This is a genomic window from Pseudomonas sp. Pse35 (assembly GCF_024519715.1).
Taxonomy (GTDB): Bacteria; Pseudomonadota; Gammaproteobacteria; order Pseudomonadales; family Pseudomonadaceae; genus Aquipseudomonas; species Aquipseudomonas paracarnis.
In genome coordinates, this window is sequence record NZ_JALJRP010000034.1 from 1 (window position 1) to 23,483 (window position 23,483).

Genomic DNA, 23,483 nt, shown 5'->3' on the forward strand with positions numbered 1-23,483 from the left:
CGGGAGCAAGCTCCCTCGCCACAGTTACCGATTCTGTCTTAACTGACTGGCATTAGCCCCATGGGCGCCTGTTTTTTATCACTCACCGTTTCAGCTTTTACGCTGCTGCGCCATTTCACGCTTGGGTCCGAACATCGCCCACGCAATCAACCCCAGCAACGGCACGAACAGCAGCACCACGACCCACAACCCCTTGGTCTCCCATCCGCCAGTGCTGCGCAAAACGATATTGATCGCCCAGAGTTCCAAGAGCAGCAGAACCACCGCCAATACGATCCAGATATATTCAATTTGCATGATTCACCTCCTGAAGTCTAAGCGTTAGGTCAAGCAGATGCCCCAAGGGTTCCATTAGAATTTTCCTGGCCACACTTTCTGGCCGCCCGTTGCGCTGGAGCGTCAGCAACCGGTTGTGCGTTGTGCAATCTCAACGCGGCCCGACCATGCAAGCTGCACGACCTCCAAGCATACAAAAAAATACAACCAACTGATTTAGAAGATAATTTTTAACCATGAAAGTTGGTACGCCTGATGCAACCTTCCTCACCACGAGGCGTGCACTTCGACACGCCCGCATACCCCCCCGTGAGGTTACCTATGAATGCCATCGACCTGCTCAAAGCCGACCATGAACGCGTCAAGACCCTGCTGACCCAGTTAAGCGAATCCACTGAACGCGGGGTAAAAAAGCGTACCGAGTTGTTGGCCAAACTCGAAATGGAGATCACCCTGCATACCCAACTCGAAGAAGAGACCCTCTACCCCGCGTTCAGGAAAGCTGGTGGCAAGGAACAGGACATCATGTACCACGAAGCCAAGGAAGAGCACCGTACCGTCGACTCGCTGGTACTGCCGGACTTGAAGAAAACCGACCCCTCGTCCACCGAGTTTTCCGGTCGCGTCAAAGTGGTCAAGGAGTTGCTTGAGCACCATATCGAAGAAGAAGAAACCGAGATGTTCCCTCAGGCCAAGAAACTGCTGGGTAAAGCGCTGCTCGAAGAGCTGGGAGCCGAGATGGAAGCGATGAAGGCCGCGCACAAAAAAGCCATGGCGAAAAAACCGCTGGCGGCGTAACGGCTACCTCCTCGCAGCAAGGTTCGCGCGACAGTGACCCACAGGCCCTGTCGCGCTATCGATTTGCACCGATGATTTCTCCTCGCTCACTCAGCGATCCGGCCGACCGAGCCGGCCTGGCGCCCCATGCTAGCGTGCCATTGCCCTTGGCAGTGGCCGGGGGCTTTCAGGAGATTCATCACAATGGACACGCACTCCCCCACCTATACCCACCTGTTCAAAGAGGACTGGCACCTGCTGTGTTCGGCCTCTTCCATGGCGGCAATCGACTCCCCGATCGCCTACCTGAAGGCGTTATACCTGTTTGCCCAAGCGCTGGAAAAAAGCGGTAAAGGCAAACAGCCCAAGATCACCCTCGACCGGCGACGCCCCGAACTCAAGACACTGCCCCTGGACGAACGCGGCCTCAGCGCTGTGATTCCTCAACTCTCGATGATCAACGAAACCCTGTCCCGCCAGATCGACGCTCATCTCAAACAAACCCGCCGTGAATACCGCGGCCGCTCCCTTGATGAGGTGCTCGGCAGGCAACGCTTCCCCTTCGTGCTGCCGTTCGAACGCGCGCATCGCCAGTGCTGGCTCGGTTTGTCCGGCGGCAAGCCACAATTGGGCGAACTCAGTTACCGCATCAGCCTCAAGCTGCCCACCAGCCAGCGCGCGCAAAACACTTACGGCGTGGTCCGGCACGAGGCCTATGAAGCGCAACGTTTGCTGTCCGGGCTGAGCCCTGCCCAGCAGGTGTTATTGATCGAGCCTTTGTTAATAAGAACAGGAGACGTACAGGCAGAAGATTTTTTTACCCAGCACTATGGTACCCAGGAGCAGCCCCTTGAGGAGTTGTCCCACTGGTTGCAGAAAACCGGACTCACCGCCGATCAGACCGAAGCGCTACTGGCCTGCGGCAAGTATGTGCCGGTGCTGTCGAGCAATGTTCTGGCAAGCGCCCTGCCAACGCCGCCGGCCAAGCTGCGCCTGCACAACGGTGCCGCGTACGTGAACGGGCCGATCACCGAGGCCGGCGCGACCCAGTCGCCCCTGTCGATCAATGCGCAGGACAAGGATGGTGCGCGCCTGCTCAATACCTCATGGGAACGTTATCAGCGCCTGCACCGAATGATCCGCCTGCAACGCTGGACGCAATTGCCCTTCGACGCACTCGACGCCCTGTCGACGAGCGTGGTGCGGCGTGAACACGAGGGCGACCCGGCGCAGCCCGCCAACGACAATACCCTGCGCGCACTGGGCGTCTATCGCTATCTGGAGCGCCGCTACAGCCTGTCATTGCAAGCCTTTGCCGCCGTGCTGGATGAGATACCGGTGTGGGCACCCGGCACTCGTCTGTCGCTGTACGACCAGCTGTTCAATCCCGGCCCGTTGCCAGGCCAGGCATTGACCCTGGACAGGCCGACCCTGGCCTTGAGGGAGGAAATCCCGACAACCCTGCGCCACCAGCTCTGCACCGGCCTGCACCTGAGCGACACCCCAGCCTCGTTGCACTGGCTGATCAAGCAGGCCCGCCTGCATCTACCCGCTTCTTGCCCGACGCTTACGTTTTATAGCGCGCTGTATCGCCAAACCCGTATCGCGCGATTGTTCGGGCTGTCAGTGCTCGACAGCTACCATGTGGCGGCGCTGCTGGGCGGTAAGGATTACACCGCACAACTGGTCAACCCGAGCCTGCGTCGCTCCGGCGTCAATGCCCCTGCCGACCTGCTCGATGTGCTGATGCAAATGGACTGGCTGGTCCGCTGGCTCAACGACACGGGTCAAACGGTTGATCAGCTTCGCCGCCAATTGCTATTGGATGCCCAATCCCCACCGCCCCACGTGCAGACGTACATCACCCAACTCGATGAGGTAATCGAACTGACCCGCCATGGCCTGTTGGCGCAAGAAGACCTCGCTGACCTGTCATTGCCCCAGCCCGAGTCTGACACCAAAGCGGCGCCCATTGCCTGGCATGCCCTCATCGTACAAGGGCTGCTGCACAGCCAACCGCTGCTCAAGCCCGCGCCGCCCAAAGAACTGCCCAATGGGCTGGTGCAGCTTATCGAAGCCCAGACCCTGAGCCTCGACCCAGAACGCAACACGGCTCTGCACAGCGATGCCAAACAGGCAGTGACCAAGAAGCTGGGCGCGTTCTACCCACAAATGCAGCCGCTGAAAGCAAAAATCGACACGCTGCTCAACGCTCCCTCACACCTTGCCGGTGACCCCGCCGCGTACCTGCAATGGCGCAAACTCGTGGTTCGACAAATTGCCCGAACCGCCACTGCCGAATCCACCACGGAGCTGCACAAAAATGTATTGCTGAGCCTGCCGGATGCCGAAGTGTCCTTGGGGCTGGCAGTGAGTCGTGAGGCCTTGCAGACCTTCGTGCTCCATCCGCACTGGCTGAGCCCGGACCACACCGCGGCCTCGCTGCTCAAGCTGACGCTGAGCACGCTGTACCTGCTGCAACGCTTTGCCCATTGCCTCAGCACCTACGGGCTGGCCCAGGACAGCGTGCTCGCCTATTTACAATGCGCCAATTCATCCTCCGTCGAAGGCTCCGCCATAACTGACAATGGGGCTTGCACCTCGCAACTGGCCGCATTGCTCAAGTGGGATGTCGATGAAATCAACCTGCTCGTTGAATCTCTGCCTGCCAAACAGGTGAGGACCCTGGCCGACCTGGACTGGCTCCTGCGTTGCCATGAAGCCGTCAGGCTCACCGGCCTTTCCGCCAGCGCCTTGCTCAAGGCTGCCGACCTGCATGCCACCTTGATGAATGAAGACTGGCAACACGTTGGCTCGGCATTGATCGCCACAACCCCCTAACCCCGTTGTATTTCGCCTGGTTCAAGGAATGACCATGTCTGACACCCTCACCCAACACCTCAACGAACACCTGCGCGACGCGATGCTGGGGTTCTACCTCAACAGCGTGCTGCCTGAAGACACGGCAGTGGCCGATACCGTCAAGACCGTAGACGATATCTATACCTATTGGCTGCTCGACCCCCAGGTCAGCCATACGGTGCCCACCACCCGTATCGCCAGCGCCATTGCCAGCCTGCAGCAGTACATCACAGGCATTTACCTGGGCCTGGAGCCCGGCTACGACGAACAGGGCATGAGCGCTGACGAGCAGAGCGAGTGGCGAGACCAGTTGCTGTCCTATTCACTGTGGCGTGCCCACCAGCAACTCCAGCACTACCCGGCCACCTACCTGAGCCCTGCATTGCGCCATGACAAAAGCGACAACTTCAGGCAACTGGAGAACCAGCTCAACCAATTTCGCATCGAGCCTGCGCCGCTGCAGACAGCCGTCCACAGTTACCTCAGCCGCTTCGAAGCACTTGCCAACATCAAGACCCTCAATGGTTATATCGACGGTGATAAAGACAGCTTTGCCAGCAGCACTTATTACTTCACCGGCAAGTCCAGTCCGGAAAACACCTATTACTGGCGCACGCTGAAAATGGCCTCGGGCGACGCGGCCACTCCGCCAGCCTGGTCCTCCTGGCAAAAGATCCCGCTGTCGATTGACGATAACGTCCCCGAACAGACGATTCGCCCGGTGGTGTTCAACGGGCGCCTCTTCGTGGTGTGGGCCCAATGCATCAACCCGACGTCCTCGTCGAGGGACATCACCCCGATTGGACGAGGTGATGTCGAATCGGAGAGGGAATACCAACAACGGCTGGAAACCCGGATAAAGACCACCTATCTACAGTTGCGCTTGTACTTTTCCTATAAAAAACTGGATGACAGTTGGAGCGTGCCGCAGGCCTGCATTCAGGAATACAGCCTTGCACAGGGCCTTGACGAATTGAGCTCGGAAGACCTGATGAGTGCCACTGCGTCCATCGCCGTACTCGATTCAAAAAGCCAACCGCCGTCACTGTTCCTGGGCCTGAGCGCACAGCCGAACCATCAAACGGCTTCCTCGCACAACGGCGTGCATCGGCATTTCTTTCAAGCGGTACGGCTGGATCAGCACTTCAACGTCCATTGGCTGGAAACCCTGGGCAGCACTCGGCGGATGTTCTCCTGGCATAAAGAGTCTGAACTGGCCGGGCGGTACCAGGCCCTGTTCGGGCACCACAACAGGTCAAGATTTCAATTCAGGGCGCCCGAAACGGTCCAGGTCAAAGTTCACTCCCTGACCAACAATGCGCCCCATGGCACCACCCATGGCTGGAATTACGAAGACAATCAACAGCATATCCGCAGTCTTTCGGCTGAGAGCGATATCCGGTTCAACCGAACGACGTCAGTACTGGAGGTCACCACTCGCCTGGCGAAACGCTTCGAACCGCACCGCACTGTCAGGTTCAGCAAGGCAGACGCAATGGCCAATTTGACCATCACCCTCAGCAGCAGTGGTCCTGCCCAGAACGAGATGCTGGCGTTAGGCCCCACTGCCGAGATTTTCCTGGAAAGCGCCAGGCTGGCAACCTTTTCCAACGTGCGCATCGACTTGACCCTCAAGTGCAACGAGACCGGCGTCAGCTATGCCCAATTCATAAAAAATGCAGCGAATCAGCCGACAACCTTTACCCTGCCGCAGATTGAAAAAGATCAAGAAACCCCGAAAAGCGCGACATTCAATCTGCGCGACCAACGCATTAGCCAAGAAGCCTTCGATTATTTTTTCAATACGCCGGACGCCACCTATACCGTCATTCTCTCGTTCTACAACAATCAAGCGGAGTCCAGCAGCCATGCCTACGACTTGGTACTGGACAAGGTCCAGGTCCAGCAGAAACAACGCCTGTACAAACCCGTGTTGATGTATCCCAGACAGGGAGACAGCGCTTTACCGGAAAGCCCTCATCGCAATAACACGGTACTCGTCGGCCTGGCAGACGCCTCTCGGCGCACCCTGCGCGACACGTTCACTGAACTCTCCGAAACGCACACGCTTGAGGCGCAGATCGAACTCTCCCCCTCGACCTTGCACCCCTACGACGAGGACTCCACTGACACGACGGCTTCCACATTGACGCTGATTCACGGCGTGTTGCTACTGGAAAGCGATGTGCATTACCCCGACCCCATCATCCTGGGCTACGCGCTGAAAACCGCGACTTTCACCCTGCCGCCCGATAACAGCACCCCCATCATTCCACTGGCTCCGTTTATCCGGCGACTCGCTACCCCGCCCTATGGCACGGCAGAGTTCATCGACTTCAGCGGGTCCACTATCGAGTCTCTCGATAAGCCTGAAAACAAACGAGCGCCCATACGCACCAACACCTGCGTGGCCGGGCTGCTGGCAAAAACCGCGGGCGCAGGTTTGCATGAGCTGTTTGCGTTGGCGCCGGATGCCTGGCGCGAGCCGCCCTTGCCAGGCGAGAAAAAGCCCAGTCCACTGGACTTTCACGGCCCCCATGGCACCTATTACTGGGAGTTGTTTCTTTACCTGCCCTGGCTGTTGGCACAACGCCTGAACCAGGAGCAACAATACGCCGAGGCCGAAACGTGGATACGCTACGTGTTCGATCCCGTACACCCATCCGGGTTCTGGCGCCTGCCTGCGCTGCTTACCAGTGCGCCACAACGCCACGACGTCTCGTCCGTGTCCCACCCATTGGCGACAAGCAGCGCGGTACATTTTCGTCAGGCGCTGTACCTGCTGTACGTCGACATCCTGCTCAATCGCGGGGATGCGGCCTACCGGCAAATGACCCGTGACGGCCTGGCCGACGCCAAGTTGTGGTACATCCGCGTCAAGGGCTTGCTCGGGCCAAGGCCGCCGCTCAACCCGGTCGATCCCTGGGCAGCCACGACCCTGGACAAACTGCAAAACCCTTCCACGCTCGACAGCACGACAGTACCTGCGGGCACCTCGCGGCTGTGTCGGTCCCTGAGCCCTGATTTGCTGCTGCGCTGGGACAAGATCGAATCTCGCCTGCACAACCTGCGCCATCACCTGGATCTGACCGGCAAACCCTTGAGTCTGCCGCTGTACGCCGCGACCCTGACGCCTCAAACGCTGCTTGCCGCGTACCAGCAAGGGGCGGTCGGCGCCAGCCTGCGCCCGTCCCTACGCACCGCCCAGGCCGCGCACTATCGCTTCCAGGTGCTGCTGGGACACGCCTTGCAAGCGGTCGACAACCTGATCCAGTTGGGGACGACCTTATTGTCGTTGTTCGAACGCAAAGAGCAGGCCCAGTACCTGGAAACCCAGCAGCAGCAAGCCTGGGACTTGGCGAGGCTGGCCGTCGAGCAACAGGCCCAGGCCGTACAGTTCGATGCGAGGAACCAGGAGGCGCTGTTGGCAGGACGCCGCATGGTCGAAGCGCGGGTGGCGTTCTTCGAACAGCAGCTCAAGCGAGGCATCAGCCCGGCCGAGGCCCAGGCCACCCAGGAGTACCAGGACAGTGCGCGCTGGGACACCGCCGCCGCCGTGGCACAAGCCGGCGCGGGGCTGGCGATGCTGATACCGAATATTTTTGGCACCTCCAACGGCGGCGTGCGCTACGAGGGCGCTTTTCACGCCCTGCACGCGGCGTCCCAAGGCATTGCCAATGAAAAGCGCGCCAACGCTGCCCAACTGGACCGCACCGACCTGTTTGCCCGACGCGCCGCCGAGTGGGCCCATTCGCTTGAACAGGCACGCCTTGAGCTGGCCCAGGTCGACGCCCAACTGCAGGCTTATACCGAACAGCAAGCCCATACCCGCTTGCAACTGGCCCTGGCCCAGACCAGCCTGACCCAGGCACGAAGCCTGTACGACCAGCTCGGCAAACGCTTTACCAACGCCCAACTGTATCAATGGCTCAATGGCCAACTTTCCACTTTCTACTACCAAGCCTATGACTCGACCCTGTCGCTGTGCCTGGCGGCCGAGGCCTGCTGGCAGGAAGAACGGGCTCAGTGGGACAAGCACTTCATTCAAACCCAGCATTGGACCCATCAATATCGAGGCTTCAGCGCCGGCGAAGCGCTCAAGCAAAATCTACTGAGCATGAGTAACGCCTACGTCACCCACAACGAACGTTTGCTGGAGATCACTAAAACCGTGTCGCTGCGCCATCTGCACAGCCAAGACCCGATGGCCACGCGCGACATGCCCTGGGCCGCGCTTAAAGCCGACCTGGTAAAAACCGGCACCTTGACCTTTGAACTGACCCTCAAGCTGTTTGACGACGACTACCCAGGCCATTACCTGCGGCGTATCAAGCACGTCAGTGTGTCCCTGCCCGCCACGCTGGGCCCCTATGAAGACATCAAGGCCATCCTGACCCAAACCGCCAATACCACGCACGTCACCCCAGCGACCAGACACACCGAAGCCGCGGTAAAAAAAGACCTGCGCGCCAAACAGCAAATCGCCCTGTCCAGCGGGCTCAACGACAGCGGATTGTTCACCTTGAACTTCGACAGCGACGAGCGTTACCTGCCGTTCGAATACACAGGAGCGATCTCCACCTGGCAACTGACCTTTCCCAACCATGCCCGGCAAAACGCTCTGCTCGAATCCCTCACCGATATCATCGTGCACCTGCGCTACACCGCTAAAAACACCGGAGGTCAACGATGAGCGTGCAGTCGCCCGAACTCTTGGAACCTAAGATTCCTGCGTTGCCCAAGGGCGGTGGCGCCATCCAGGGCCCCGGCGCGCAATGGGGCGCCGTGGGCACACGGGGTGAGGCGTGCCTGGAGGTGCCCTTGCCCATTTCGCCGGGCCGTGGCTTCACGCCGGCCTTGAGCCTGGGTTATCGCAGCGCCCAAGGCAACGGGCCCTTCGGCCTCGGCTGGGCGATGTCGGCAGGCGCCATCAGCCGTGATACCCGCAAAGGCGTACCGGCCTACGGTGATGACGACCGTTTCATCAGCCCCCAAGGCATCGACATGATCCCTGAGCGTGATGCCGACGGCGCAATTCAGGCCACGACCTGGGACCACTATAACGGCCTGGCCCTGGGTGAATCCCACCGAGTGGTGCGCTATTTTCCGGTGATAGAAGCGCGCTTCGACCGTATCGAGCATTGGTCTTGCGACAGCGACAAGGCCGGGTTCTGGTTGGTTCAGGGGGCCGACGGCTGCGTGCACCTGTTCGGCAAGACTCTGATCGCGCGCTGTGCAGACCCGAACGACGATCTACGTGTTGCCCAATGGCTGTTGCAGGAAAGCCTCAACCCCCTGGGTGAGCAGATCTATTACCACTACAAACACGACGACCAGCCGCCAAGCGCCGCCAGGGACTATCGCGCCCAGCGTTATCTGGCGCGGGTGTGCTACGGCAACCTCAAGCCCCTTGAGCACCTGGCGCTGTGGCGCGCGGACGCCCTCGCTGACAAGCAATGGCACTTCGAACTGCTGCTGGATTATGGTGAACGCCACGCTGGCCTGAGCCAAGTGCCGACCTATGCCGAACAACACGCCTGGCCGGTCCGCAACGACCCGATCAGCAGTTATGCCTATGGCTTTGAACTCGGCACCCTGCGGCGGTGCCAGCAAGTGCTGATGTTTCATTACTTCCCCGACGAGCCGAGCCTGGGCGCCGAGCCGGTGCTGACGCGGCGTCTGTTGCTGGAGTACACCCATCGCCACGCCATCGGCAGTTGCCTGAACGCCGTGCACAACCAGGCCTTTGACGCCCAGGGGAACGCCAGTGCCTGGCCGCCCCTGGAACTGGCCTACAGCGCCTTCGTGCCGACGCTGGACGCCGCGCGCTACCAAGCGTTCGACGCCATGGCGGGCGTCAACGATGGGCAGCATTATCAACTGGTGGACCTGTACCGCGACGGTTTGCCGGGCATCCTGCACCGCACCGATAAAAGCTGGTATTACCGCGAGCCGCTCAGGGCCCCCGGCACAGCCAGCAGCAATGCGCTGATCTATGGTCCATGGCAGGCCCTGCCACGCATCCCCCTCGCCGATACCGTCCAAGCCACGCGCCAGGCACTGGCGGATCTTGACGGCGATGGGCATCTGGAATGGGTGGTGGCGCAACCGGGGCTGAGTGGTTTTTTCAGCCTCGACTCGCAGCGGCAATGGTCGGGTTTCGTGCCTTTTGCGTCGATGCCCCAGGAGTTTTTCCATCCCCACGGGCAACTGGCCGACCTGATGGGCAGTGGGAGGCTGGACCTGGCCTTGATCGGCAGCCGTAGCGTGCGCCTGTATGCTCAGCGCCAGGACGGCGGGTTTGATCCTGGCCAGGAGGTGCGCCATGCGCCCGACGATGAGGGGCTACCCACCCTCAGCCATTCGCCGGCTGAATTGATCGCCTTTTGCGACCCCCTGGGCAGCGGCCAACAACACCTGGTGCGTATCCGCCATAACGAAATCAAATGCTGGCCCAACCTCGGCCGTGGACGCTTCGGCAAAGGGTTTGTCTTCGCCACACTGGCGTTCGACCACGCCAGCTTCGATGCCGCCCATATTCGCCTCGCCGACCTGGATGGTTCAGGCGCGGTGGACCTGATTTACCTGGCGCCTGAACACGTACAGATCTATATGAACCGCGCCGGCAGCGGGCTGGCATCGGAGCCACTGACATTGCCTTGGCCCGAGGGCGTGCGACATGACGCGACGTGCCAGGTCAGCTTTGCCGACCTTCAAGGCCTGGGCTGTTCCAGCCTGATCCTGAGCGTGCCGCACATGACCCCCCAGCACTGGCGGTATGACTTCGTCAGTCTCAAACCGTATTTGTTAACCGCCACGCTCAACAACCGGGGGGCCACCACCCAGCTGAGCTACCGCAGCAGCGCCCAGGAATGGCTCGACGAAAAACAGCACTGGCAAACCCTGGGAGTGCCCCAAGGCAGTAGCCTTGCGTTCCCAGTGCAGGTGGTCAAGCGGCAACAGCAAAAGGACCTGGTCAGCGGCAACCGCTCCACCCAGTATTTTCGTTACCGGCAAGCCTGCTATGACCGTGAGGAGCGCCAGTTCCTCGGCTTTGGCCTGGTGTTGCACACCGAGCAACCCCCTACGGCCGATGCGCAGCCTGGGGTGTTGACCAAACGCTGGTTCCACACCTTTGAGCCCTCGCAGGAGGCTTTTTACCCGGGCGACCCACAGGCGCCCGCGCTGGGGCCAACCCTGCTGGGCCAGTTGGAGGCCGGGCGCACGGGAGACACGCTGATCGCCACGCCCGTCGCAACCACCCGCCGCGCGATGCAGCGTGCATTGGCGGGGAGCCTGCTGCGTGAAGAGGTGTATGCCGCCGCCGATGCGCCACCCCAGGCAGTGCCCTATTCGGTGCAGCAACAGCGCTATCTCATACGGCAATTAAGCCCGTCGGCCAAGGCCGGCGAACCGGCGGTGCTGCTGCCACTGTTGCTGGAGTCGCTGACCTGTCGCTACGAGCGCCAACCGGACGACCCGTGCTGCCGGCACATCCTCAATCTGCGCTGGGACCGCTACGCCGGCAATCTGCACAGCGTGGTGGTCGACTATGCCCGTCGCAGGACAGCCAGCGACTCCCCACCGCCTGGGCCAGCCCACCAGCAGCAGTGGTGGCGTGACGCACACGACTCAGCGCAGCAGACGTATTACCTCAACGAAACCCGCGCCCGCTTCATTCACCTGGACGCCGCGCAGCGCTGGCGCTTGCACTTGCCCTACCAGCAACGAAGCAACGTGCTGGTGCTGAGCAAAGAGGCGTTAGCGATTGAAAAAATAAGCTATGAACACTTCATCGCGCAGGGCCCGTCCGATCCATTGGGAACAGCGGCCGAACGCAGGCTGGGGGGGCTGTCGGTGCAGCACTACTGCGTGGCGGAGCACACCGAACCCTTGCCGGCCGGCACCGCGAGTTTTCAGGCGCTGCCTGCCTATATCGAGACGGCCGAACTCGATCAGCAAGCGCTGGAGGTATATGAGGGCCGCACTGTCACTGCTACGCTCAGTGCACAGCACTATCGGGCCATGGCCGCGTTCCTGTCACCGGACCCCGGGCAGGACGAGGCCATCACCCTGTGGTCCCTCGGCCAGGGTTACACCCGCTACGGCCAGGCCGAAATGTTCTATCGGCCTCGTCGGCATCAGGCGAGCCTGAGCCATGGGTTCACGCAGTCCGAGTACGACCGCTATGGGCTGTACATCATCAAAGTGCAATTGGCGGACGGCTGCACGACCCAGGCGCAGTACGACTACCGCCTTGGCCTGCCGGTGACGGTGACTGACGCACAACGTACACAACGCTACGCGCACTACGACGCCCACGGGCAGCTGCTGGCGACCGGCCTCAAGGGAGAGGAGCAAGGAAAGCCCGTCGGCCATGACGCCCCAACGCCCTTCATCCGCACGCCCGATACAGGCCCGGCGCAGGCCCTGGCTGATCCGAAGGCGGCGTTGCTCAACGCTCAAAGCGCGTGCTTCTACGACGTGTTCAGTTGGATGGGGCGCATTCCACCCGCCAGCATCCAGGCGCAATGGGTAAGCAACGGTTACCTGCTGCCCAGCGGGCATATTCGTGCCTCGGCGTTGGCACGCCTGAACAGCCTGAGCGCTGCGCTCCCCCATCATCAAACCCTCAAGCGCCTGATTCAGGCGGCCAGGCAAGTGCCGGTGCACGTCGTGGTACTGCACGCCGACCATTGGCAAGGCACGTCGCAAACGGCGCAGATCCAGGTAGCCCTCGCCTTCAGCGACGGCTTTGGCCGCGTGCGGCAAACCCAGGAAAAGGCACAACCGGGCCCGGCCTTTGCAGTCGATGACGCCGGTATGTTGAGCGCGGGTGCCGAGCCAACCGATGCCACTCGCCGTTGGCGGATCAGCGGCCGTGTGGAGTATGACAATCAGGGTTGCCTGGCGCGCACCTGGCGACCTTACTTTGCCGACCGTGCCGGCTATATCGACGATGCGGCCTTCAACACCTTGCGTCCCAGCGAGCAGCACTTTCATGACGCGTTGGGGCGCCCGGTACGCGTGCTCAATGCCAATGGCGACACGCGGCGCCAGACCTACCACGCCTGGTACAGCATCGCTGAAGACGAAAACGACACGCACGCGCCGGCCTGACAACAGAGCCGGGCCGTTACACGGCCCGCGCTCCTTGGCCTGACGTTGCGCGTATTAACGGCGGTGAGGGTCCATCACCCTGACCGCCCGATAGTTAAGCCCACTGATGTGCTGGATCATCACCCGATAGGCGCCACGACCGCGCTGCCCGCGATAACGCGGCAAGTCAAAACTGCGGACATTCTGCCCACCCGCCATGGCATGGCCGGTATGAAAATCCAGTGTGCGGTCTTCCAGCCGATCAATCACCCTTCTGAGAATTTCACCTCCCGGGCCATGTAATTCATTCTGAATAGGTGTGACGTCAATCTCGAGGGGCTCAGGCACCAGCCCGGAGGAAGGTCCCGGGCTTACCGGCTGCGCGGCGGGCACCTCAGAAGCGGAGCCTCTGCGGCCCACGCTCGTGACCCTGGTTTGCGGTTGTACTTCGGTGTGGGTCAGCCCAGCCGCTGGCAGCGGGCTGGCGCCCACTTTGCGTGCCGGGGCGCGCAGTTCTATGCCTACAAACCCCAACCTGGCAAGCGTAAAGCTAGGGTTACGCTCCGTTCGTGAGGCTGTTTCAGCCCGGTCCCGATGCTCGGTGGGCCCAACGTACCCATAGAGACCGCCCCGCGCTGCCGGGGTCAGCCCGTAGGACAGACTTTTAGTGTCAGCGGTAGCCAGACGGTGTTCCAGGAAAAAGTCCGCCAACTCGCTGACTTCATGTTCGGTAGCGCCCTGTCGGCGGCCCAGCTCTTGCGCACCGACCGTTACGGACTGCTCATAGAACGCTCTGCGCTGAACGTCAGTGGTGCCTAATCGCTGAAGCGCGTAAAGCGCCACGCCCACCACACCTGAAATCAGCCCGAAATAAGCCAGTTCAGCCCTATAGCCTATCTCTACCCCTACTCCGTGCCCGATCAACAACACCAGGAGCAGAACCGTCACCACCTCCAGCATCGAGCGGCGCTGCAAACCGTCTTCGTCTACATAACCCATGGGGTTGTTCCCCACCATCGCATACAGGTTCAACCCATCCACATCCCCCGCCGGGTCAGCGCTGATCCACCGCAACAACCACGGCGCGTAGTACCTGAAGCCGTAGTAATACAGCCCGCTGGCGTCGCGCTCCTTGCCCGAATAACGTCGGGTTTTATAGTTTGCCTCCAAGGCACTTTTTGCCGCCCACCAGGCAGTTGCGCCGAAGGGGTAATAACTTTCCTGGCTCAACAGGCCGGCTGCCTCGTCCAGCTCCAGAGTGCCGCTGCCCAAATGATCGTCGAGGCTGAACCGCAGTTGCTCGTCCTGCATCTCGTCGGGGCGCTGCTGCTCCCACTGCAGCCCTCTGACCGAATGCCGCCCGCCCGGAGCAAGCACCACGTTCAACCACTCGCCATCCGGCCCGTGGCGATGCAGCTCCAGCCCTGGCAGATAAAGCACTTCATGGGTGTGAGTCTGCGTCTTGCCATGTGCCACGCGACGCTTGATGACTCGCTGGCCGGTGCCGTCATACAGATACACCTCATCGTCATGTTCGCCATTGTCACGCAGCACCTGCGCAACGCGAACCAACTGGTTGCGCCCATTCCAGGTCAACGCCTGACCAGGCGCCAGTGCCTGGAGATTGCCACGTTGGTCGAAGCCGTTGCCCAGGCCCGGCGCCTTTGCGCCCTCGCGGGCAATCACGCTGTGATTGCTGTGTTCGCCCACCTGCATCCGTTGGGTATAACCGCTGCCGGTGCTGGGCACATGGCGCATCTGAGTCAGGTTACTGGCCGAGTCGTAGGCATAGTGGCGGGTGTAGTTGCCCCAGAGATTGTCGTCTGTGGCGCCGAACGTGATTCGCCCCGGCAGTGCGGATGCGCCAGTATTGCGCGCGTTTTCACGACCGGTGGCCTTGATCAATCGCGACAGGCTGTCGTATTCGAATGTGCTTACTGCCTCCACCTGCACGTTGCTGGCCCAGCGGGTCGGCTGCGCCGCATCGCGGATGCGCAACACATTGCCGACCCGGTCGTAGCTGTAGAAGAGGTCTTGCAGTCGCTTGCCTGCCGAATCCTTGAGGTGGGCGCTCAAGCGTGTCAAACGTCCATCGGTGTCCGAATACTCGGCAACGCTGAGCACGCCATTACCCAAGCGTTCGCTCAACACCTGGCCCGAGGCGTTGACGCTGCGTTGATCCACCAGGGTCTTGCGCGCTCCGCTTTTGAACAGGATCTCGCTTTTCGTCAATTGGCCGTCGACACCGTATTGAGATTGCTGGCGATTGCCGCGCGCGTCGACCTGCTCCAGGCGTTGCCCCAGCGCATCGTGCTGCCAGGTGGTGGTGAAGGTCTGGGCTTGCAACTGTGCATCCCGCTCACTCACGGGCAGCGGCCAGTCGGGCGCGGTGTGCGACGTGCAAAGGCGCCGGGTTTGCTCGGTGATGTTGCCTTGCACGTCGTAGCGCTCAACGAGCAACGTGCCTGCCGGGTCATCGTGACGAATCATGCGCCCACAGCGATTGCGCGCCGCCTCCGTGGACGTCATGCCCGCGTAACTCATGCGCTCGACACAGCGTTCAACTGCCGCCTCCTCCGCGCGCTCGAATACCGCGACGGGGCGCAGCAACGGGTCGTATTCGAACCGCTGGCGCGTGCCTCGACTGTCCCACTGTTGCACGACCTGGCCGCCACTGCCGAGCAAGCGCGTCTGACGGCCCGCATCCGCGCTGTCGGTGCTCAGCACTTGCCCGCTCAAGCTATAACGATGAGACAGATTGGGCAGCACGTCGGGATCGGCAGCGTGCAACTCGAACAGCCTGGGGTCCCACTGTTGCTGCAACAGGCCGCGAGCGTCGAACACCTGCCGCGTGACCTGCGCGCTGGGTGATTGCTGCGCGGTATTGCGATGGTACGCCACGCTGCGCACGGTCAACCCTCGCGGGTCGACCACCGTCAGCGTGGGCGTGTTGTGATGCAAAGAAGACATAACCTGATGACCTGGAAACCAAAGAAGCCTAGAGCCTAGTCATCAAGCCGGTGCCAGCCTGCGGGCTCCGCACGCTGCGCAGTGTGCGGCGCTTCCGAGGGTGTCGTGAGGCTTACCGGACGCGGCGCTTCATGGCACCGGCAGCCAACCGCTGAAAGCACCTTGGGCACCCAACGGGGACCAGGCAAAATCCCAGGCGGGCGGCGGCAATGCCGGTCGCGGCGCGGCTATCGAAGGGTGGCCCTTCCAGTCGAACAGGGTGCAATCGCGCCAGCTCAAGACAATGCCTGCCGCCGGGCTGTCATCCGTCAGCACCCAGCGCGCAGCAGCGGCGGCCATGAAGGCCTCGATCGGCTCCTCATCGACCTGCGTGCGGTACGTCGAACTCAGCAACCAGCGGCATACGTTCAGATGGTACGTCCAGTCCAGCGGCGGCTGGTTGCGATAGGCCCAGGTCATGAAGGCGCGAAACAGGTTCAAGCCCTCCGGTGGGTCGAGCTTGAGCAACGCCGGGCAGATGTCGAACAAGGTATGCCAGTGAGGCAGCAGGCGTGCATCCAGGTGCACGAAGCAGCGCGAATTACTCGGGTAATCAGACAGCGCCGGTTGCGCACGCAGGCGCCGCGACGCCTTGCTGACCAGGCGGCCGGCGCCGGCAGGCAATTGAGGGTTCATAGAGTGTTCTCACAATCGTGACGAGAGAATGCCTCCTGGTTACAGGAAGCCCAAGGCACACGTCAGGATGCGGGAGAAGCGCGGGGGTTGGCCGAGGGCCAGGAATAGCGTGGCGGCGCCTTATTGCGCCGCTCATGGGCGACACGCGGGGCTTGGGTGAGGCCGAGCAGCCAGGCTAGGCCGATCAGAAACACCAGGGCAACGGTAACCGCGTTGCACACCGGGCAGGCAAAGTAGTTCGAGATGTTGCTGGAGGACGGGTTCGCCAACCCTTTGTCGGAAATTGGCGACTGACCGCCGTCCACCGAACAGAACAGCCCGCCGATGCCGTTGAGCTGCTGCCCCATCATCTGGCCATGCCCCAAACCGCAGGCGAACAGGTTCATCAGCACGCAGAAGTACAGGGCCCAGGCGATCAGTGAGCGGTCAGAGTGGCGCAATTTCATGGCGGCGACTCTACCACCGAAGCCATAAAAGAAAGAAATGCGACGCGCCCCTGTGGCAGAACGTCGCAGATTACGCGCGCCGGCCAGGGTTGCTAGACTCTGCACCCTTCTCGTTACTCCTTTTCAAAGCCTGGCGGAGCAGCTCCACGGCCCTACAGGCGTTTCACAGGATGCACAGTTGATGAGTACGTTATTCACCCGCCGCAAAGTGCTGACCGGCATGGGCCTATTGGGTCTGGGCAGCCTGCTGGGCGGCTGTGACTACAGCCCCAAGCTGAACTTCAAGTACGGCAAGGACCTCAGTGACAAGATCATGGGCCGCACCTTCAAGCTCAAGAACACCGACGGCGAAACCGTCACCCTGAGCTCGTACCGCGGCCTGATGCCGGTGGTGTTCTTCGGCTTCACCCAGTGCCCGGCCGTCTGCCCGACAGCCCTGGCCCGCGCCGCCCAGGCCAAGAAGCTGATGGGCCGCGATGGCAAGATCATGCAGGTGGTGTTCATCACCCTGGACCCCGAGCGCGACACCCCCGAAATTCTCGACAACTACGTCAAGGCCTTCGACCCAAGCTTCGAAGCGCTCTACGGCACCCCGGAAGAAATCGCCGTGGCCGCCAAGGAGTTCGGGATCTTTTATGAAAAGATCCCCGCCGGCGACACCTATACCCTCTCCCACACCGCCACCAGTTTCGTGTTCGACACCCGTGGCAACCTGCGCCTTGGCTTGCAGGCATCCCTTACCGCTCAAGAGTGCGCAGAAGACCTGCTCACCGTCATGGAGGTCTGCTAATGACTGCCGTTCAACACCTCAAGCGTCTCACCCTCGGTCTAACCCTGCTGGGCCTCGCTGCCCACGCCAGTGCCCAGGTACAAGTCACTGACGCCTGGGTACGCGCCTCCGTAGTGGGCCAACCGTCCAGTGGCGCCTTCATGACCCTCACAGCCGACAGCGACAGCAAACTGTTGAGCGTGGCATCGCCAGTGGCCAAGGACGTGCAGATTCATGAGATGAGCATGAAGGACGATGTCATGCGCATGGGCCCGGTGGGCTCGGTGGCCCTGCCTGCCGGCAAAGCCGTCAAGCTCGACCCCAACGGCTACCACGTCATGTTGATGGGCCTGACCGGCCAGATCAAGGAAGGCGACCAGGTACCACTGACCCTTACGGTAGAAGATGCCAAGGGTGAAAAGCAGGCCGTCGAAGTGAAGGCAACGGCGCGTGGGCTGGATGGCATGGACCACAGCAAGATGGACCATAGCAAGATGCATTGATTGCGCAAACAAGCCTGCAGCTCTTGCTCTGCTCCCCGGTAACGTTGGTTGAGGGTTGCCCCTCATCCATAGAATCTCCCACAGTTTGATTGCCGGGAGTGATCAGATAGGCTGTCAGGCCGCCCTCCCCAGGAATCATCGGTAATGCTGTTTGTCGTCATGCTCGGGGGCAAGCACCCGCGGGCCAGGATCGAAGTACACGATGTGGTGTTCGCCGTGGCGGACACCCTGCAAGCCACCTACCCGCAATTACGCGACGCCTGGTTCGGCAGCCCCAAAGGCGTACACATCGATTCATGGATGGCCGTCGATGGCGTCGACGGCTGGAAGGTTGAACTGAGCCACCTGGCGCCCCACGGCGATGCACTCCGCCTGTACTTCATCAACCTGGGCGGTTACGAAGCCAATAGCTTTGGCGAGTCCCATCACTACCTACTTGTGGTCGCCCGTAACAAAAAGGAGGCCATGGGCAAAGGCAAGCAGCAGATGCTCAGCCACTGGTCCCAGGCCCACACCGACGCGGTGCTGGATATCGACGACTGCCTGCCCATCGACCTGGTGGACGGCCGCTATATCCACCTGGTGCAAGCGGCGCACCGCCCGATCGTGCAGCGCAACGACTACCTTGTGCTGCCTTGAATCCTCACGGCGAAAACAGTGCCGGCTGAAACCCAGTGGAACTTTGCCGAGAAATAACCGCCTGAATCCGGTACGCTCACCGTTTTTTACTCTAGGAGTTACTCACCATGGCCAAAGCCACCGCCCGTCACATCCTCGTTGCCTCTGAAGACAAGTGCAACGAACTCAAGGCCCAAATCGAAGGCGGCGCTGATTTCGCAGAAATCGCTAAAGCCAACTCCAGCTGCCCATCCAGCCGCCAGGGCGGTGACCTCGGTTCGTTCGGCCCAGGCCAGATGGTCAAAGAATTCGACACCGTGGTCTTCAGTGCCCCGGTCAACACCGTGCAAGGCCCGGTGAAGACTCAGTTCGGCTACCACCTGCTGGAAGTCACCAGCCGCCAGGATTGATTCAATCCGCGCTGATGCTATAAACAACGGCCCGCCCTTTGGTGGGCCGTTGTGCATCTGATGACTGGCGATGCCCAGGCCGTTAGCGTACAAATCCTTATGACTCTTACCCGGCGCTCAAGGCTGATAATGCGATTGGCTTTTTCATCTCTGCTCTGTTCCACCCTGGCCTTGCTAATGGCCAGCACTGCGGTGATCGCAGCCCCGCAAACCTACCTGACGGTGTACGGCGAGCCCGCCAAATACGCCGAAGGTTTCAGCCATTTCGACTATGCCAACCCCAACGCTCCCAAGGGCGGCAGCCTGCGGCGTTCCGCGCTGGAGGTGGGGCGGTTTGACCATGTGCTGCCGTATATCGACAAAGGCATCGGCGTATCCCAGGTCGACGGCTGGGTGTATGCGCCCTTGGCGTTGCGCTCGCTGGATGAGCCTTACACCGTTTACGGCCTGGTGGCGCAAAAGATGGAGCGCGCCGACGATGGCCTGTCACTGCGCTTCTACCTGAACCCCAAGGCGCGCTTTGCCGATGGCAAGCCCATCACCGCGCAAGACGTGCGCTACAGCTTTGACGTGCTGATGACCCAAGGCAGCTTGCGCTTTCGCACGCTATTTGCCGACGTGAAGCACGTCGAGGTCGAAGGTGAGCGCCAGGTGCGCTTTGACTTTTCCAGCAACGAAAACCGTACCCTGCCCCTGGATATCGCTACCTTGCCGGTGTTCCCCGAGCACTGGTGGAAGACCCGCGACTTTGCCAACGGCGGTGGCTACGAAGCGCCACTGGGCAGCGGCCCTTACAAGGTCAGCAAGATCGACTCCGGCAGTACCATCACCTTCACCCGTGACCCCGACTGGTGGGGCAAGGACTTGCCGGTCAGCCGCGGCCTGTACAACTTCGATCACCTGAGCCTGGAGTACTTCGGCGACACCGAAGTAGCGCGACAAGTGCTACGCGGCGGCGCCTATGATTTCAACCGTGAATTCTCCGCCACCGGTTACTCCATCGGCTACAACGGCCCGGCCCTGGACGATGGCCGCCTGCAGCGCGCGCACCTGGCCAAGGAGATGCCGCAGCCGGCCCAGGGCTATGTGTTCAACGTGCAAAAACCGATATTCAAGGATCGCCGCGTGCGCCAGGCCCTGGCGATGCTGTGGGATTTTGAATGGGCCAACCGGCAGATGATGCGCAACCTGTACATCCGACAGCAGAGCTATTTTTCCAATAGCCCGCTGGCCGCCAGCCAGTTGCCCACCCCGCAAGAACTGGCGATCCTCGAACCCCTGCGCGGGCAGATTCCCGACGAGGTGTTCACCCAGGTGTTCAAGGCCCCGGTCACCGATGGCAGTGGCATGATCCGCGACAAACAGTTGCAAGCCTTGGCCCTGCTGGAAGACGCCGGCTGGAAACCTGTGGGCGACAAACTCGTCAATGCCCAGGGCGAGCCACTGGAATTCACCTTCCTCAACGTCCAGAACGGCCTCGAACGCCTGTTGCTGCCCTACAAACGCAACCTGGCGCAGATCGGCATTACCCTGAACATCCGCCGCATCGACTCCTCGCAATACGTCAACCGACTGATGGCCCGCGACTACGACATGATCGTCACGGGTTTCCCAGTCACCACCTCGCCCGGCATGGAGCTGTACAACTATTTCGGCTCTGCCGCCGCGTTCGATTCGGGCGCCAACAACTACATCGTACTCAAGGACCCGGCCGTCGATACGCTGATCCATGGCCTGGTCAAGGCCGACACCCAGGCGAAGATGCTCACCTATGCCCACGCCCTGGACCGCGTACTGCAATGGAATTACCTGTGGATCCCCAACTATTACCCACCGGGCACCTCCGCCGCATGGTGGAACCGTTTCGGGCGCCCGGCCATCGAGGCGAAGAACGACGAAGCCTTGGAAACCTGGTGGGAAGTCAGCCCCACCCCGCTGACGAACGAACAAATGCAGGCTGAGTTGAAAAAACGCGGAGAGGCCCACTGATGTTTGCCTATATCGTACGGCGCCTGCTGCTGATCATCCCGACGCTGGTGATCATCCTGCTGGTGAACTTCGTAATCGTGCAGGCCGCGCCCGGCGGGCCGGTGGAGCAAGCCATCGCCCACTTGCAAGGCATTGGCGGCGGTGGTGTAGCCGGCGCATCCGGCGAAGGCATCAGCGGCTCGCGAGCCAGCCGCGGCCTGGACCCGAAGCTGATCAAGGACATCGAGAAACAATACGGCTTCGACAAATCCGCGCCGGAACGCCTGTGGTTGATGCTCAAGAACTATGCCCAACTGGACTTCGGCAACAGCTTCTTTCGTGGCGCGACGGTGACTGACCTGATCCTGGAAAAGATGCCCGTCACGATTTCCCTTGGCCTGTGGGCCACGCTGATCACCTACCTGGTGTCGATCCCGCTGGGCATACGCAAGGCCGTGCGCCATGGCAGCAGCTTTGATATGTGGAGCAGCACGGCCATCGTCATCGGTTACGCGATGCCGGCGTTCCTGTTTGCGATGTTCCTGATCGTGGTGTTCGCGGGCGGCACCTCGCTGAACTGGTTCCCGGTACGCGGGCTGGTCTCGGAAAACTTCGCCGAACTGAGCACCGTGGGCAAAATCGCCGACTATTTCTGGCACCTGGTACTGCCAGTAACGGCGCTGGTGATCGGCGGCTTTGCCACCTTGACCATCCTGACCAAGAACTCGTTCCTCAATGAAATTACCCGCCAGTACGTGGTCACCGCCCGCGCCAAGGGTTTGAGCGAACGCCGGGTGCTGTACGGTCACGTGTTCCGCAATGCGATGTTGCTGGTGATCTCGGGGATTCCCCAAGCGTTTATCAGCGTGTTCTTTGCCGGTTCGCTGCTGATCGAGGTGATCTTCTCCCTCGATGGCCTGGGCCGCATGAGCTACGAGGCGGCCGTGTCCCGCGACTACCCGGTGGTGTTCGGCTCGCTGTTTATCTTCACCCTGTTCGGCCTCTTGATAAAACTCATCGGTGACCTCTGCTACACCCTGGTGGACCCGCGTATCGACTTCGCCGCGAGGAACGCCTGATGCTCAACCTCTCCCCCGTGGCCCGCCGACGCTTCGAGCGCTTCAAGAAAAACCGCCGTGGCTGGTGGTCGCTGTGGCTGTTTATCGGCCTGTTTATCCTGACCCTGGGCGGCGAGTTGATCGCCAATGACAAGCCCCTGGTGCTCAGTTTCAAGAACGAGCTGTATTTTCCGGTGTTCAAGCGCTACACCGAGCAGCAGTTCGGTGGGCAGTTGCCGTTCCAGGCGGACTACCGCAGTGACTACGTGCAAAAGCTGATCAAGCAGGATGGCGGCTGGATGCTGTTCCCGCCGATTCCGTTCAGCGATGACACGCCCAACTACGAACTCTCCCGCCCTGCCCCGAGCCCGCCGTCGGCGGTGAACTGGCTGGGCACCGATGACCAGTCCCGCGATGTGTTGGCCCGGGTGATCTTTGGTGCACGGGTGTCGATCCTGTTTGCCCTGGCCCTGACCGCCATCAGCGCCGTCATTGGCATTGCCGCCGGGGCGTTGCAGGGGTACTACGGTGGCTGGGTGGACTTGCTCGGCCAGCGCATCCTCGAGGTTTGGTCTGGCCTGCCGGTGCTGTACCTGCTGATTATCCTGTCGGGGTTTGTGGAGCCGAACTTCTGGTGGTTGCTGGGGATCATGGCGCTGTTTTCCTGGTTGGCCCTGGTGGACGTGGTGCGCGCCGAGTTCCTGCGTGGGCGCAACCTGGAGTACGTCAAGGCCGCACGCGCCCTGGGCCTGGGCGACGGCAAGATCATTCGCCGGCACATCCTGCCCAACGCCATGACCGCGACCCTCAGCTATTTGCCATTTATCTTGACCGGGGCGATATCCACCTTGAGCGCTCTGGATTTCCTTGGCTTCGGCATGCCCGCCGGCAGCGCCTCCCTGGGCGAGCTGATCGGCCAGGGCAAGCAGAACCTGCAAGCGCCGTGGCTGGGCTTGACGGCGTTTTTCACCCTGGCGCTGATTCTGTCGTTGCTGGTGTTTATCGGCGAGGCACTGCGTGATGCCTTCGACCCCCGCTCATGAGTGACTGCG

15 protein-coding genes are annotated in these 23,483 nt (G+C 61.2%); 11 read left to right on the forward strand and 4 right to left on the reverse strand.

Annotated elements, in window-relative coordinates:
* Positions 1-90: 90 nt before the first annotated feature.
* A complete protein-coding gene (locus OC445_RS22440; protein WP_198791079.1) occupies positions 91-297 on the reverse strand; it encodes a hypothetical protein in 207 nt (68 codons plus the stop codon).
* A 300-nt stretch (positions 298-597) separates the two neighbouring features.
* Between OC445_RS22440 and OC445_RS22445 the strand changes: the two genes are divergently transcribed.
* From OC445_RS22445 to OC445_RS22460, 4 genes are all read left to right on the forward strand, one after another.
* The gene (locus tag OC445_RS22445; RefSeq protein WP_198791080.1) at positions 598-1,074 is read left to right on the forward strand and encodes a hemerythrin domain-containing protein; all 477 of its coding nucleotides are present in this window, start codon (positions 598-600) and stop codon (positions 1,072-1,074) included.
* A gap of 183 nt (positions 1,075-1,257) precedes the next feature.
* On the forward strand, positions 1,258-3,894 hold the full coding sequence (locus OC445_RS22450) for a Tc toxin subunit A (protein WP_262020363.1): 2,637 nt from the start codon (positions 1,258-1,260) through the stop codon (positions 3,892-3,894).
* A 34-nt stretch (positions 3,895-3,928) separates the two neighbouring features.
* Entirely contained in the window at positions 3,929-8,608 is a 4,680-nt protein-coding gene (locus OC445_RS22455; RefSeq protein ID WP_252950037.1) for a neuraminidase-like domain-containing protein, read from the forward strand.
* Complete coding sequence (locus OC445_RS22460) at positions 8,605-13,035, forward strand: SpvB/TcaC N-terminal domain-containing protein (protein ID WP_262020364.1); 4,431 nt, start codon at positions 8,605-8,607, stop codon at positions 13,033-13,035. Before OC445_RS22455 ends, OC445_RS22460 begins: the two co-directional genes overlap by 4 nt.
* A gap of 54 nt (positions 13,036-13,089) precedes the next feature.
* On the opposite strand, the gene OC445_RS22465 is transcribed toward OC445_RS22460, so the two are convergent.
* The 3 genes from OC445_RS22465 to OC445_RS22475 all read right to left on the reverse strand — a co-directional run bounded on the left by OC445_RS22465 (position 13,090) and on the right by OC445_RS22475 (position 17,105).
* Complete coding sequence (locus OC445_RS22465; protein WP_262020365.1) at positions 13,090-15,984, reverse strand: RHS repeat-associated core domain-containing protein; 2,895 nt, start codon at positions 15,982-15,984, stop codon at positions 13,090-13,092.
* A gap of 129 nt (positions 15,985-16,113) precedes the next feature.
* Positions 16,114-16,659 (reverse strand): putative natural product biosynthesis protein, encoded by a 546-nt coding sequence (locus tag OC445_RS22470; protein WP_054896537.1) that lies wholly within the window; start codon positions 16,657-16,659, stop codon positions 16,114-16,116.
* A gap of 62 nt (positions 16,660-16,721) precedes the next feature.
* On the reverse strand, positions 16,722-17,105 hold the full coding sequence (locus OC445_RS22475) for a DUF2946 domain-containing protein (protein WP_054918556.1): 384 nt from the start codon (positions 17,103-17,105) through the stop codon (positions 16,722-16,724).
* Between the two features lie 181 nt (positions 17,106-17,286).
* Here OC445_RS22475 and OC445_RS22480 point away from each other — a divergent pair, with 181 nt between their 5' ends.
* The 7 genes from OC445_RS22480 (at position 17,287) to OC445_RS22510 (ending at position 23,474) form a co-directional block, all read left to right on the forward strand.
* Positions 17,287-17,895 (forward strand): SCO family protein, encoded by a 609-nt coding sequence (locus OC445_RS22480; protein WP_034125726.1) that lies wholly within the window; start codon positions 17,287-17,289, stop codon positions 17,893-17,895.
* On the forward strand, positions 17,895-18,377 hold the full coding sequence (locus tag OC445_RS22485) for a copper chaperone PCu(A)C (RefSeq protein ID WP_054896538.1): 483 nt from the start codon (positions 17,895-17,897) through the stop codon (positions 18,375-18,377). Before OC445_RS22480 ends, OC445_RS22485 begins: the two co-directional genes overlap by 1 nt.
* Positions 18,378-18,521: 144 nt before the next feature.
* Complete coding sequence (locus OC445_RS22490) at positions 18,522-19,016, forward strand: DUF1543 domain-containing protein (protein ID WP_034125728.1); 495 nt, start codon at positions 18,522-18,524, stop codon at positions 19,014-19,016.
* Positions 19,017-19,123: 107 nt separating this feature from the next.
* Entirely contained in the window at positions 19,124-19,405 is a 282-nt protein-coding gene (locus tag OC445_RS22495; RefSeq protein ID WP_034125729.1) for a peptidylprolyl isomerase, read from the forward strand.
* A 129-nt stretch (positions 19,406-19,534) separates the two neighbouring features.
* Complete coding sequence (locus OC445_RS22500) at positions 19,535-21,394, forward strand: extracellular solute-binding protein (RefSeq protein WP_054896539.1); 1,860 nt, start codon at positions 19,535-19,537, stop codon at positions 21,392-21,394.
* The gene (locus OC445_RS22505; protein WP_005788805.1) at positions 21,394-22,452 is read left to right on the forward strand and encodes a microcin C ABC transporter permease YejB; all 1,059 of its coding nucleotides are present in this window, start codon (positions 21,394-21,396) and stop codon (positions 22,450-22,452) included. The genes OC445_RS22500 and OC445_RS22505 overlap by 1 nt, the downstream gene beginning before the upstream one ends.
* A complete protein-coding gene (locus OC445_RS22510) occupies positions 22,452-23,474 on the forward strand; it encodes an ABC transporter permease (protein ID WP_034125731.1) in 1,023 nt (340 codons plus the stop codon). Before OC445_RS22505 ends, OC445_RS22510 begins: the two co-directional genes overlap by 1 nt.
* Positions 23,475-23,483 lie beyond the last annotated feature (9 nt).